This is a genomic window from Nostoc sp. (genome assembly GCF_036916655.1).
Classification (GTDB): Bacteria; Cyanobacteriota; Cyanobacteriia; order Cyanobacteriales; family Nostocaceae; genus Nostoc.
Map to the genome: position 1 here is coordinate 1 of NZ_JBALFY010000052.1, position 13494 is coordinate 13494.

14 protein-coding genes are annotated in these 13494 nt (G+C 42.9%); 10 read left to right on the forward strand and 4 right to left on the reverse strand.

Features of this window, described 5'->3' with window-relative positions; translation table 11 throughout:
- Window positions 1-839 precede the first annotated feature (839 nt).
- From V7L31_RS13320 to V7L31_RS13330, 3 genes are all read left to right on the forward strand, one after another.
- On the forward strand, window positions 840-2420 hold the full coding sequence (locus V7L31_RS13320; RefSeq protein ID WP_334696659.1) for a group II intron reverse transcriptase/maturase: 1581 nt from the start codon (window positions 840-842) through the stop codon (window positions 2418-2420).
- A gap of 146 nt (window positions 2421-2566) precedes the next feature.
- Entirely contained in the window at window positions 2567-3583 is a 1017-nt protein-coding gene (locus V7L31_RS13325) for a hypothetical protein (protein ID WP_334696660.1), read from the forward strand.
- A 183-nt stretch (window positions 3584-3766) separates the two neighbouring features.
- Window positions 3767-4048: a hypothetical protein gene (locus tag V7L31_RS13330; RefSeq protein ID WP_334696661.1), complete on the forward strand. Its 282-nt coding sequence runs from the start codon at window positions 3767-3769 to the stop codon at window positions 4046-4048.
- 433 nt (window positions 4049-4481) lie between these two features.
- Here V7L31_RS13330 and V7L31_RS13335 read toward each other — a convergent pair whose 3' ends face one another.
- Window positions 4482-5450 carry a hypothetical protein gene (locus V7L31_RS13335; protein ID WP_334696662.1) on the reverse strand — a complete coding sequence of 323 codons (969 nt, stop codon included), beginning with the start codon at window positions 5448-5450 and terminating at the stop codon, window positions 4482-4484.
- A 108-nt stretch (window positions 5451-5558) separates the two neighbouring features.
- Between V7L31_RS13335 and V7L31_RS13340 the strand changes: the two genes are divergently transcribed.
- The 3 genes from V7L31_RS13340 to V7L31_RS13350 all read left to right on the forward strand — a co-directional run bounded on the left by V7L31_RS13340 (window position 5559) and on the right by V7L31_RS13350 (window position 8109).
- Window positions 5559-6245 (forward strand): hypothetical protein, encoded by a 687-nt coding sequence (locus V7L31_RS13340; RefSeq protein ID WP_334696663.1) that lies wholly within the window; start codon window positions 5559-5561, stop codon window positions 6243-6245.
- A gap of 868 nt (window positions 6246-7113) precedes the next feature.
- Complete coding sequence (locus tag V7L31_RS13345) at window positions 7114-7395, forward strand: peptidase (protein WP_334696664.1); 282 nt, start codon at window positions 7114-7116, stop codon at window positions 7393-7395.
- Between the two features lie 444 nt (window positions 7396-7839).
- Window positions 7840-8109, forward strand: a complete 270-nt coding sequence (locus V7L31_RS13350; protein ID WP_334696671.1) for a DUF7219 family protein — start codon at window positions 7840-7842, stop codon at window positions 8107-8109.
- A 222-nt stretch (window positions 8110-8331) separates the two neighbouring features.
- On the opposite strand, the gene V7L31_RS13355 is transcribed toward V7L31_RS13350, so the two are convergent.
- Complete coding sequence (locus tag V7L31_RS13355; RefSeq protein WP_334696665.1) at window positions 8332-8481, reverse strand: STAS/SEC14 domain-containing protein; 150 nt, start codon at window positions 8479-8481, stop codon at window positions 8332-8334.
- A 285-nt stretch (window positions 8482-8766) separates the two neighbouring features.
- Between V7L31_RS13355 and V7L31_RS13360 the strand changes: the two genes are divergently transcribed.
- From V7L31_RS13360 to V7L31_RS13370, 3 genes are read left to right on the forward strand one after another with little or no spacing between them, the layout of a single operon-like run.
- Window positions 8767-9096, forward strand: coding sequence for a hypothetical protein (locus tag V7L31_RS13360; protein WP_334696666.1), 330 nt, complete (start codon window positions 8767-8769; stop codon window positions 9094-9096).
- Window positions 9029-9418, forward strand: coding sequence for a Pepco domain-containing protein (locus V7L31_RS13365; RefSeq protein WP_334696667.1), 390 nt, complete (start codon window positions 9029-9031; stop codon window positions 9416-9418). The genes V7L31_RS13360 and V7L31_RS13365 overlap by 68 nt, the downstream gene beginning before the upstream one ends.
- 11 nt (window positions 9419-9429) lie before the next feature.
- A complete protein-coding gene (locus V7L31_RS13370; RefSeq protein ID WP_334696668.1) occupies window positions 9430-11421 on the forward strand; it encodes an SUMF1/EgtB/PvdO family nonheme iron enzyme in 1992 nt (663 codons plus the stop codon).
- Between the two features lie 68 nt (window positions 11422-11489).
- Here V7L31_RS13370 and V7L31_RS13375 read toward each other — a convergent pair whose 3' ends face one another.
- Together V7L31_RS13375 and V7L31_RS13380 are read right to left on the reverse strand one after the other, a co-directional pair.
- Window positions 11490-11984 carry a hypothetical protein gene (locus V7L31_RS13375; RefSeq protein ID WP_334696669.1) on the reverse strand — a complete coding sequence of 165 codons (495 nt, stop codon included), beginning with the start codon at window positions 11982-11984 and terminating at the stop codon, window positions 11490-11492.
- A 59-nt stretch (window positions 11985-12043) separates the two neighbouring features.
- Complete coding sequence (locus tag V7L31_RS13380) at window positions 12044-12622, reverse strand: TetR/AcrR family transcriptional regulator (protein ID WP_265276664.1); 579 nt, start codon at window positions 12620-12622, stop codon at window positions 12044-12046.
- 125 nt (window positions 12623-12747) lie between these two features.
- On the opposite strand from V7L31_RS13380, the gene V7L31_RS13385 reads away from it, so the two are divergent.
- The gene (locus V7L31_RS13385) at window positions 12748-13464 is read left to right on the forward strand and encodes a cytochrome P450 (RefSeq protein WP_334696670.1); all 717 of its coding nucleotides are present in this window, start codon (window positions 12748-12750) and stop codon (window positions 13462-13464) included.
- The last annotated feature ends 30 nt before the right edge of the window (window positions 13465-13494 follow it).

The window sequence follows — 13494 nt, forward strand, 5'->3', positions numbered from 1 at the left end:
GGTCAGTGGAGTATGCTTTCATTCCAGATACACTTTGCTACAACATTCATCATCTTCCCACATTGTGTATTTCACTCAAGCGAGAACCGCTATAATAAACAGATCAGGTGATAAACAATACTTGTCGGGTTTTGGGGAATGGGGTTGCGGGAAAGGGAAAGAAAAAACCTTTAACCTAAACCCAGTAACCTTTTCCCAAAACCCAATTCCGAGTTAGAAATGCTTTACCCGAGCAGTATTGAGGTGATAAAGGCACAATCTTAGTAGTAGATGACGGTGCGATTCGTTGATTAGTGAATCACGGTATTAAGTCCGTAAATAACTAATCTAGCCTGACAGCAGATTACTGTCACCAAAGGCTGAACTCTCGGTCAGATGCAAGTGTAAGCCTTGCCATTCAGACTCAGAATTGACTCCTTACCTGCCCACACCGAACAAGCTCGGTTCTTGTAGAGTGAAGCTGGGAACAGGGCGCAATCAGACAGCCGTTACGGGTTGACACTGTCGCTAACAGGGGGTTCCCACGGTGAAACCGGGTCTAGAAAAGCAACTTAACTACAAGCAGGGCGTAACACAAAACCCCTGACTTCACTGGAGAATTAATTAATTCCTGCCGCACCTCGTCATAATAGCGGCAAAGAGTCTAGGGAATCCAGTAGTTGAATTGACCACACCTAAAGGAACAATCAATCTCTCCGAGGGAATGAATAAAAACGAGTTGTGGGTCTAGGGGCTTTCGTTCCCCAAGTAGCCCAGACGAGCGGAGGAATCCCCACAATTCGGGTAGGACAGACCGTAATTGGTCTGAGGTGTTCAGAATACACAAACTAGAGAAGAGTATGATTAGGCACAGTTACAAAACTAGTGAATCATGGGTAGCGTTACCCTGGAAGAAATTCCGCCGTAACCTATTCCGCCTCCAAAAGCGTGTGTACAAAGCGGTTCAAGTTGGAGACAAGCGGAAAGCAAGGTCACTCCAAAAGCTTATTCTTAAATCCACCTCGGCTCGATTTCTTGCAATTAGACTTGTATCTCAGCTAAACGCTGGTAAAAAGACGGCTGGTATTGATGGTAAAAAATCCCTCTCATTTGAAGAACGCTTCAATCTTGAAGAATTACTGAAAATGAACTGTGGAAATTGGAAGCATCAAGGACTACGGGAAATCCCCATCCCAAAGAAGGACGGGACTACTAGAATGCTAAAGATACCAACCATAGCGGATAGAGCTTGGCAATGCCTTGCAAAATATGCACTGGAAGCCGCCCACGAAGCAACCTTCCACGCCAGGAGTTACGGGTTCAGAACTGGGCGCTCTGCCCACGATGCACAAAAGTACATCTTTTTAAACCTCCGCGACACCAACAACGGAATAGAAAAACGAGTTATAGAACTCGATATCGAAAAGTGCTTCGATAGGATCAACCACTCAACAATAATGGACGAACTCATCGCTCCAAAAGGCTTAAAACTCGGTATCTTCCGATGCCTCAAGGCAGGAGTCAACCCAGAATTCCCCGAACAAGGGACACCTCAAGGGGGAGTGGTCAGCCCACTACTAGCTAACATCGCACTTAACGGGATTGAAAGTATCCACAGATACCATGTGGAATACAAAAGGGGCAATAGAATAACAGACAAAACCCCAACAAAAAGTATTGTCGAGCCATCAATCCGTTATGCGGATGATATGGTCATTATACTCCGACCCGAAGATGAGGCGACAGAGATACTTGAAAGAATCAGCGAGTTCCTCCGTAAACGCGGAATGAATGTAAGCCAAAAGAAAACCAAAGTTACCGCCGCGACAGATGGGTTTGATTTCCTCGGCTGGCACTTCAAAGTCCAGAAAAACGGAAAGTTTAGAAGTACTCCCTCAGTGGATAACTTCAAAGCATTCCGCAAGAAAGTAAAACACATTGTCAACAACTCGAATTATGGTGCTAAGGAAAAAGCCACAAGGCTGGCTCCAATAATTAGGGGATGGAGAAACTACTACAAGTTCTGCAAGATGGACGGAGCAAGAAACTCTCTTTGGTTCCTAAATCACAGAGCATACACGGTATTTAATAAAGAACCCAAACAGACATGCCATACTAGCAAAGAGTTAGCTAAAAAGGCATTCCCGGCAGTTCCTTACTCCGAAAACAAACACGTCATGGTTCAAGGAATAAAATCCCCCTATGACGGAGATACAGCCTACTGGAGCGAACGCAACAGCAAGCTCTACGATGGTGAAACCTCTAAAGCTCTTAAAAAGCAAAACCATAAATGTGCATCCTGCGGCTTAAAGTTCATCGATGAAGAACGGGTTCACCTGCATCACATCGACGGAAATCACGCCAACTGGAAGAAAAATAATCTTGAAGCAGTTCATGAGAGTTGCCACGATTACAAACACATGAGCAAAAGCGCAAGCTGAGAACATCGGAAGCTGGGTGCGGTGAAAGTCGCACGCCCAGATTTAACAGAGAGGTGCCCCGGATAATACCGGGCATCGACTCTACCAAAAAAATGAAATTCACAAAAATAATGAAATCCGTAAAAATAAATAGTTGCAATCTTGTTATGGCGCTGACTACCCTCACGGTGATGGGTCAAGTCACGAATGGGGCTGTCAATGCAGCTACTAAGTATTCTGTTACCGACCTTGGTGTTTTTAATCCGAGTGGTATTAACAATGCAGGATTTGTGGTAGGCACAGGCAACGTTGATGGGAATCATCCTCACGCTGTCTTGTATAGTCATGGTCAACTACGAGACATTGGCATCCTACCAAATGAAGATGCTAGTTATGCTACAGGCATTAATGATTTGGGACAAGTCGTAGGATACTCAGAGCCACTTAGTCAGCCTCCGTTTCGTAAAACTCACGCCTTTATCTATAGTCGTGGTCAACTCAAAGACCTCGGCACATTCCTGGGTAATTATGACAGCTATGCCTACGCTATTGATAATGCTGGACAGATAGTCGGTACAACATGCTGTTCTAGCGGTAGCGGTGCTTTCCTTTTTAGTAATGGCTATGTGCGAAATCTTGGCTTCCTGCCAGGTGGGTCAGTCAGCGCAGCCTATGCTATTAAGACACAAGGGCAAGCAGCAGGCTATTCAAGTAGCTCCACTCAACCGGATCAAGCCGTACTTTTCGACAATGGCAAAGTGCAAGACCTCGGTATCTCTAGTACCCTTGGCTACCGCTACAGCATGGCTCGTGGCATCAATAGAAAGGGACAAATAGTAGGTCTGATGTTTAATCAAAACGAATCAGGAAATTATCATCCCTTCTTATACAGCAAAGGCAAAGTGCAAGACCTTAGCACCACTAAATATCCCACTGGGGCTGCTTATGGCATCAATAATGCAGGACTTGTGGTCGGTTCGGCAGAGACTGTTAGTGGCAAAAGTGTTGCTATACTCTATGAACACGGTCAATTGTTTGATCTTAATACCCTGATTTCTCCTATCCCTGGTCTAGTTCTTGAGGAGGCGAGGGGCATTAATGATGTGGGTAAGATTGTAAGTAGTGGTAGATATGGAAATGGTAGTGCAACACACGCTTTTTTGCTAACACCTGTTCCGAAATAATAACAATTCTCAAATTCTCAATTGATAGCTATGTCAGCATTTGACGGTCGGTTCGCTCAATTTTGTTGATGATTCAGATTTCCGTTTTACTACTACGGTTTTTTACTTACCAAAAAATGAACCTTTTGTGAAGGAAAGCAGTCTAAGACTATAGATTTCTGCTTCAATCAAAGGTATATACTTATGAACATGAAAGGAATTCTCTCATCTTGCTTGTTAGGCATTTTGCTAACTTCGAGTGTTTTAGCAGAGCGTGCATCTGCTCAAGTACAAGTAATTTTGGGAAACAATGACCGACATGAGTGGCGAGAACGAGAACAAGCAAGGTTAGCGTTTATACGTAGAGAACGTGAAGAACGTGAACGTCGTGAATGGCGTCGTCGAGAACATGAGAGACGTGAATGGCGTGAGAGACATGAGAGACGTGAATGGCGTGAGAGACATAACGAGGATCGGGATCGCTAAGTTAGTTCAGAAGGCAGCTATGCTGGAGGCAGGAGACTCAGTTGCCAGAAAGCAACCCACTTCAATACTTCTCGGAGAAGCTCTTGAGGCAAAACTCAACGTCAGCCTCAATTTCTCCCCTTGCTCAAGAAACCTTGCCTCAACCAATAAATTCCAAAACTTACGCAGTATTGGGTTACGCCTCTAATAGTCCAGTATCAAACTAGACTGCTGTCTCAGATGGGTATCGAATTGGGCAAACTATCGACAATCCCGTTTGGATTGTCACGTAGCTGTTCAGACCAAATCATCCCCAAAATCCGAACCAAAAACTGTCAGTCTCAAAGCTATTAGCAAGAGGTTCTGGGGACGTTTATCAACGAATTATCACCAAGCTATTGATTGGCTTGGTGATAATTTTTAATCGCTTTGTAAAAAATATTAAGATAAATACTTAAACTCTCACGACTGAACCAATGTTTATGAATTTACCTACGAGATTATCAAGCTTGATAAACTTAGTTGAATCTTCTTGTGGAGTGTCAAAGTTAGAAGCGATGGTGCTGTAGTCTAATGTGGCCGTGGCATAGCCAGAGTTAGAGTTGTAAATCCCGCCTCCCTTGCCAGACTCGAATTTACCAGAACTGAGTTCGATCCCAAAAGCTTTATTGAGCCTGATAATGCTGTTGCCCACCGTTAGGGTGCCATCATTGTAGATCCCACCGCCTAAATGTGCCTGATTGCCACTAATGGTGCTATGGCTCACGGTAACGATGCCTAATTGCTCGTATGTAACAGTGTGAGAATAGTCGCCACCATCATCGGCATTATTGTAGATCCCACCGCCGGCTGTGCCTGCTGTATTGCCAGTTATACTGCTATAACTCACGGTAACGACGCCTAATTGATTGTCGCTGCCATTCCCGTTAGAGCTAGAGTTATAGATGCCGCCGCCATCGTCGCTAGCATAGTTATTACTGATGGTGCTGTGGCTTAACGATAGGGTACCATTATTGTAGATGCCGCCTCCAGTAAATGCATGATTGTTACTGATCGTGCTAGTGGTTATCGCGAGGCTACCATATACTATGCCTGAGCCACGGGGGCCATCGTCATAGCCATTATTGTAGATCCCAGCGCCTTCGACTGCCGTATTGCCACTGATGGTGCTGTTAGTAACGCTGATGGTGCTGTCGAAGCTAACATCAATTCCGCCGCCCTTGTTACCTCCGTTGTTGCCACTGATGAGACTGTAACTCACGGTTATAGTACCATAACGGCCATCGATCCCGCCGCCCTCGCCGGCTGACGAATTGCCACTGATTATGCTGTTACTCACTGAGAGAGTACCTCCACTGTAAATGCCGCCGCCGAAGCCGTCTTGGCTACTTGTCGAGTTGTCAGTGATGGTGCTATTAGTCACGGTTATGGTCAAATAGCCATAGACCCCGCCGCCGGCTTGGACTGCTGAGTTGTCAGTGATGGTGCTATTAGTCACGGTTATGGTGCCACCAGCAATGCCGCCGCCAGCTTGGAATGCCGAGTTGTTACTGATAGTGCTGTTAATCACACTTATGATGCCTTCGTTGTAGATGCCGCCACCGAAGCCCTCCTGTTTGCTTGCCGAGTTGTCACTGATGGTGCTGTTACTCACCGTGAGAATGCTACCAATTTTTTGACTGAAGTTGGCGAGGCCACCGCCGAGGCGTGCCGCAAAATTACCAGTGATAGTGCTGCTGTTCACCGTGAGACTGCCAGAGTTATAGTTGTTGTCAAGTCCGCCGCCGTATTCCGCAGTGTTGCCAGTGATGGTACTGTAGTTCACTGTGAGGCTGCCATCAGAGCTATAGATGCCGCCGCCGGAGCTACCGTAGGAACTACCGACTGCGGGTATCTTTGCCGAGTTGCCAGTGATGGTGCTGTGGTTCACGGTCAGCGTGCCAGTGTTGTAAATGCCGCCGCCGCCATCAAGTGCTGTGTTGTCAGTGATGGTGCTGTGGTTCACGGTCAGCGTGCCAGTGTTATAAATGCCGCCACCGTCGTATGCTGTGTTACTAGTGATGATGTTATTGCTCAAAGTCAGGACGCCTTCATTGGAGATGGCACCGCCTCCTCCGGCGTTTTTGTAGCTATTTGTAATAGTCAGCCCGTTGATTGCAGCTGTTACGCCACTCTTGATGTCAAAAACACGAGAAGCACTATTATCCTTAATTGTTAGTTTGCTCTGATTTGTGCCTTCAATGGTCAGATTGTCTGTGATACTCAGACCACTACCAGTCAGACTGATGGTATGAGCCAGCCCATCAGTAAACAGTCCACCAAAATTGATGATATCTTTTCCTGTCATGGCATTGGCATTTAGAACTGCCTGCCGCAGTGAACCTGTACCACTGTTGTTGGTATTGGTAACGGTAAATGTAGACATTCAGATTTCTCCAATTCTTTAATGTTGTATGAAATTTGATATCACTGTGAGTCTGCAACCCTTTTTCTGCTGTTCACCTGTAGTGAGAGATCAAAGTGAATTTGAAAAACTGCCATCGCCCCACTGGTCTGCCAACCCCAAAATGCGCTTTTTCAAATTGGGGTGCATATTAGAGGTTAAAACAATTTCCCAAATAGCTAAGTCTACTCTCGTGAACTACTGAGAGCATTTTGAGATTTAAGTCTTAATTTTTTGACTTAATTGTGATGAATGTAAGTAGATTAATTCATTAACCAGCACTTCTTCTTTTTTAAAGATTTTATTTATATCTATGTCAATACTGTGTCATTAATATGTCAAATATGTATTGAAAACTTTCACTAAAAATATTTCTAAAGATAGATGAATTTTTCAAGTAAAGGGCATCAAAATCCTCGTCAAAGAATAGCATTTTACTTTGCTTAAAGAATATAGCTGTGGTAGTTTACTTATCGTCTTGTCCGATTTGAAAATGAACAAACCACCTTTAGCTAGAATTTTATTTGCAGAGAGCAGATTTTCAGTTGCAGGTATTGGAGTGTAGAAAATTAAGAACAAACAAGCTTTATTTCAGATTTGGGCATCTTTAATAAATTTAAAGTGACTTAACTAGAAATTACTTATGAACCGAGCTTTTCGCAAATATCATCATCAGATTGCCATTATTCTATGTCTGCCCTTGTTTGTGACTGTGCTAACAGGTATGTGTTTTACTGTTGTCCATGGATGGTTTCATCAACGAAAACTAGGTCAATTTATTCTGCAAATTCATACCTTAGAAATCATCCATTTAGAAAAAATATATCCAATTTTAAACGGTTTGGGATTAATTGGTTTGTTGATTAATGGTTTGAGTATGACAGGCTTATTTCGTCAACACTCAAATTCACAAACCAAAGCATAGTTTTGAGTTTCAAAACGTGATATCAACCTGGCGGTAGACTTTCGTTGAGAAGGCACTTATGCTGGAGTCTCAGTTGGTAGAAGGGAAGCCCCATAAATAAATTTAGGGGTTCAATAGGGACGCAGTAAATATGCGCTGTGCCACTCGTTATACATATTTTTCTTTTTTTCATATATAAAATTAGGGGCTTTAAACCCTTGATTGCTGAGGGCAAAAATTATATTTTATTCCTTCTGCCTTCTGCCCTCAGCGCTGAAGCCTTTCTTCGGTAAAAAGAATCTCTTCCCCTCAATTTATTTATGGGGATTATCTTTTTACTTCTTAATCATTTCGTCTCTGTCTTTAAAACCAATGTCTCGACGAATACTTTTGCCTACTTGCATAAATCTGAAATTAATGCTGATAACTACATACAATACAAACTTGATTGAGACAAGTGAACTAATGGACAAGCCTAATCAGTCAGACAAAAACAAATTTCTTTCCCCTCACAGTCGCTACTACGGTCAAGTTAAGCCGGATAACCTAGTATTTAATGCCAATCTCCAAGAATTCACACAAAAAGTTGGCTATATTACCTGTTTACAAACCAATGGTAAGCTTGCCCCAGAAGATGCTTACAACCAGATTAAAGCACTTTGGAAACATAATCATTCCCAAACTTACCGGCCAAATAATGGTCTTTATATTCAGTATAAAGTTGCTTTGAAATAGTCCTAATGGAAATTGTAAAATTTTCAGATGGCACAATCAAAGCATTATTATCTTTATCTATAATATAGGGGTCACATAGTAGTCCTGGTTGATTAATTGGGACTCTGCCGAGCGTTGACTTGATCATTTAAGTAGTTTCCTTCTTTACATTCGATTTTTGGGTAGTACTTGCCGAGCCTGTCCAGTACGTTTAAAGTGTACCCAATTAATTTCTCTAACCAATCAAGGGGTATTTGTAAACCAGTTTTGGGCTTCATCAATTTGTGATGGCTCAAAAACTTTGATTTTTACATTAACAGGAAAGATGCTACTGAATACTTCTATCGTTGTCCGCATCCATTTAGCAGATGTTACGCCTAACTTTTTAAACATAAATTCAGCTAGAAATTTGCTTGATTCTGTCTTTTTTAAAAGACTAAGTGCCTCAGTATTTTTGTGTAATTTTATACCAATTTTTGGTGAATTTAGTTGGCTGGATAGCTATAAATTCTCTACATGGGTGCGAGTGGTGCAATGCAGCGGCTTCATCCCTTTACCCTTGCGACTCTTAAACACATAAGCATCCTTGCCCGCCTCCCCCCATTCGGCGGAATTAAGAGTTTTGCGAGTCACATTGCTATTTTACGTAATCATACTGAATAATAGTAATGCAGAGTCATGCAGTTAATCAAAAAGTTGTCTGCAATGGTCAAACCTCAAATTGTAGTTAGATTGTCCCCAGAACTGCTGGAGAAACTGAATAAGTATGCCGAACAAACAGGTGCATCCAAAACGGATGTAGTAGTTGGTGCGTTGTCTCATTATTTGGGATGCGCTGAAGCATTGCCACTAAAACAAAAGGTAGCAGACCTGGAAGTGAGATTGACAACGGTAGAAGAGTTGCTAAAACCAGTTAAACCGAGAGGAATAGAGAAATCTTATGTCAGCAGAAATCCCCACCCCGAAAATGATGTGGATTATTACAGAAGAAACCGAAGCTGCAACTAGCCATGAAGCAGTTACAAGAGGATCGAGAGGTAGTTTTGATATCGGAGGAAGGCTTGGCGCAGAAATCACAGAAACAACGGAATTAGTAATTACCAGACGAAAAGCGGTAGAAGTAGGGAAGCTCAAACAGGAAATGAAAGGGTTTCTGCAAGCAATGAGAGAAATACTTGAGGAAGCTGATGAACCGGATTCTAAGATACAGCTTGATGAAGTAGAGTTATCAGTAGAAATAACTGGAGAAGGACAAATCAGCTTGCTTGGCATTGGTGGGGGAAAAGCTGGTGCTAAAGGAGCAATGACTTTCAAATTCAAGCGGAAATAGCCAACAGTGATATGGGTAAAAATTGGGCAATTGTTGTTGGAATAAATAATTACGATAATCTTCAGCCACTCAATTATGCCAAGCGAGATGCTGAGGCGATGAAGGCTTGGTTTGAGGATGAAGCGAACTTTGACCAAGTTTTTCTGTTTACAGAAGATTCTCCGGCGATAAAAACAAATCCACCAATACAAACTCAACCAACACAAGGTAGATTCAAACGATTTTTGAATGCACAGTTTGAAGAACCATTGTTGAAACCAGAAGATAATTTGTGGTTCTTCTTTGCAGGTCATGGTAAGCGCTTTATAGACCAAGACTACCTGATGTTTTTGGATAGTGACCCAATAGATCAGACAACAGCGATCTCTGTGGATTATGTAACCCAAAGGCTACGGCGGTGTGGAGCAGACAATGTAGTTTTGTTAATAGACGCTTGTCGAGATGAAGGCGATCGCTCTGGGTTAGGAGTAGGAACGCAGGAACATAAGGGAGTCATCACCTTTTACTCATGTGCGCCAAACCAAAAGTCTTGGGAAATAGATGAATTACAACACGGTTCGTTTACCTATAGCTTACTAGAAGGGCTACGAATCCAGGGAGAGGCCAATTGTGCGACAGTAGAACGTTTAGAGCAACATTTGCGTTACAGAGTACCTCAATTAAATGCTAATTATAAAAAAACTGAACAAAATCCTTATTTGAAAGCGGAGCCACCCTACAAGATGTACTACATCTTAGTAGAGCAAGCAGCCAGAATAAAAGATGCAGAATCGTTGAAATATCAAGCGTCTATTGCTGAAAATGAGGGAGATTTATTAGTAGCAGAACAACTGTGGATTAGAGTATTGGCAGTATCTCGTGCAGATAGAGACGCAATTCGAGCAATTCAAAGGATAGCTCAACGCCAAATACAGCCTGTCAATTCTATTTCCGAGACTTTATCAATTACTCAACCCGTTGCTTCACCTGGAGGAGACAGAGGAGTAGTTTCAGAGTCTACCTCTGTCCGCAAAGATGAGCGGCCAGTTTTTGAATTTGAAGTGGTAACGGTAAATGCCCAAGGACATGATATTAAACGTGAACAGCGTCAAGCCGAGTATATTACCGAAGATTTAGGAAATGGTGTCAGCTTAGAAATGGTGTCCATTCCCGGTGGTAAATTCATGATGGGTTCACCAAAAGATGAAGCCCAACGTCAAGAATGGGAAAGCCCCCAGCACGAAGTCACAGTTCCTCCTTTCTTCATGGGCAAGTACCCTGTTACTCAGGCGCAATGGCGAGTGGTGGCTACTTTGCCGCAAATAAACCGGGAACTTAAGCCCGACCCATCGAATTTTAAAGGTGGTATAGCGTTTCCTAGTCTAATAAGGTACACACAAATCTTGTTTAACAAGGTTAGTAGCTTTGATAACGTACCTAACCAGGTCGGGAACCGCTATAAACGACCTGTAGAGCAAGTCTCTTGGTATGATGCGGTTGAGTTTTGCGATCGCCTTGCTGCCCATACAAAAAGACGGTATCGGCTACCAAGTGAAGCAGAATGGGAATATGCCTGTCGTGCTGGAACTACTAGCCCATTCCATTTTGGCGAGACAATTACAACTGATCTTGCTAATTATAGGGGTACAGATAACGAAAAGTATAAATGGTCAGCTTCTTATGGGCGGAGGAGAAAAGGAATTTATCGAGAAGAGACTACACCCGTGGGCAGTTTTGAAGTAGCTAACGCTTTCGGGTTATACGATATGCACGGAAACGTCTTGGAATGGTGTCTAGACGATTGGCACGATAATTATGAAGAAGCGCCCACAGATGGTAGCCCGTGGTTTGATGAAAATTATAATTTTTATCAAAAACAAGGGCGTACCGTACTGCGGGGTGGTTCTTGGATCTTCAATCGTGAGCAGTGCCGTTCCGCGTATCGCTTCTACTGTGATTGCGACTACCTCAGCTACTATTTTGGTTTTCGTATTGTCTGCGGGGTTGGGAGGTTTCTTCAGTAGCCCTTTATACTTTTCAGACCAAACACGACTAATCCAAAGTTCTTTGGGTTTTTCTGGGTCTTCTAGCATTATTTTAGTTTAGCATTCCAATCAACCAATACCCCATCCACAATCGCAACACCCCACTGTGGAAACTTCACCAGCAATTTCTTGATCACAATCTGCAAAGCAGGGTCATCATTCCAGCACTCTTGCAAAAAGTAAAAACCCGGATTCTCCCCTGAATTTGCTGCTCGATTCAGTTTTTCGCTTCTTACAGGTAGCATATTTGACCGCGCAACAATCGCCTCATGCGACCACTTTTCAGCACTGGGGACAGGCACGGCGGAACTTTCACCCTCATGATCCGCTTTGACTTCTGCACCTGAAACTTCGTTTTCTCCTGGCAAGAAAGCAGATTGACCCTGTTCTACAAGCCCCTGAGTTTGATTAGCGATCACTTTCTTGGAAGAAAATTCATTTTGAGCGATGGGCGCGGCGGAACAAGTACCTGCTCTACAAGACGCTGCGCGAAGATGACAGCCTTTCACCTTTTCACCAGTGGCTTGATTTTTTCCTGACAACGTTCGCGCAGCGTCTCGTAGAGAAGCTGATTGACTCTGTTCTACTTGGCATCATCGTGCTACTTGATTAAAAGATGTATTGCACGACGAACATATACTTGCCAAGGCTCAGTCTGAGGTTGAAAAATTTGTGCATAAAGCATAATTCCACTCATCATATCAAAAACTAAACTAGGATCTAAATCTGCGTGAACTTCATTTCTGACTTTTGCTCGTTCAATTACAACAGCAAAAGCTTGCCGTCGAGGTTGCAGATATTTTGTCCAATAAATTTCAGCAAATTGAGGACTAGTTGAGGCACTACTGATAATCATGGCAACAGTCTGCCGTCCCAAAGGACTAAGCGTAACTTGCGCGGCATTCTCAATCAGAGCATCAATATCATCCCAAAGACTACCAGTGTCAGGGATAATAACTTCTTCTCTAAAACTTTCTATTGCCGATGCAATCAGTTCTTCTTTACCTTTGTAGCGTCGGTAAATAGTGGGTTTACTAACTCCTGCACGGACTGCAATTGCATCAATACTTGTACGTTCATATCCTACTTCTGATAGTAGTTCCAAGCTTGCTTGCAGAATGGCTTGATGAGATTGAAGGTTACGAGGTCGTCCTGGCAGATTTTTCGCGGGTTTATTCATGCAATTATCATCTCAAGGCATCGGTATTTAAACAACTTGCAAACAGTTATTGAGTTGACTTGTCTTATATTTTACGATACCGTATCGTAAATATAACTTATATTCACTCAAAAGTCAGAAAAAACATGACTAGCTTTTCAAGCGGACGAACACTGCCATTACCCCCTGGTCGCTTGGGTTTGCCCATCATTGGTGAATCCATTAGTTATTTGCAAGAGCCAGCACGTTTTATTGGGCAGCGACAAAAGCAATATGGAGCAGTCTTCAAAACCCATCTATTTGGTCGCCCAACGATTGTCTTTATTGGGGCAGATGCCACACGTTTCCTATTCACTAATGAAAGTCAGCGATTTGAGATGACTAATACTACAAGTTTTGAGGTGCTACTAGGAGCCAACTCAATTGGAGTCAAGACAGGTACTGCTCACCAAAAACTTCGTAAACAGTTGTTCCAGTCCTTTGAGCCAAGAGCGTTAGCTGACTATGCCAAAACAATGGAACAGTTGACCCATCGTTATCTGCATAAATGGGAAGAGATGAAAACTTTCACTTGGTATCCTGAACTGAAAAAATACACACTTGATATTGCCTGTAGGTTGTTTATAGGTGTTGATAATGCCGCAAATGATAACTTAGAAAAAGTTTACGAGGCTTGGAGTAGTGGACTGTTATCTATTCCAATTCGATTTCCTTTAAGCAAGTTTGCTCGTGCAGTTCGTGCGCGAGAGCAGCTTCTTATGCAATTTGATCAGTTAATTGTTCAACGTCAAAAACAGCAGAACTCTTGCAAAAGTTTTCTATGGTATGATAAAAGGTTTGGCAATTTTCGATCAGGAATTTGAGGAGCAGTGAAAATAGAGAAAGCCAAGCAG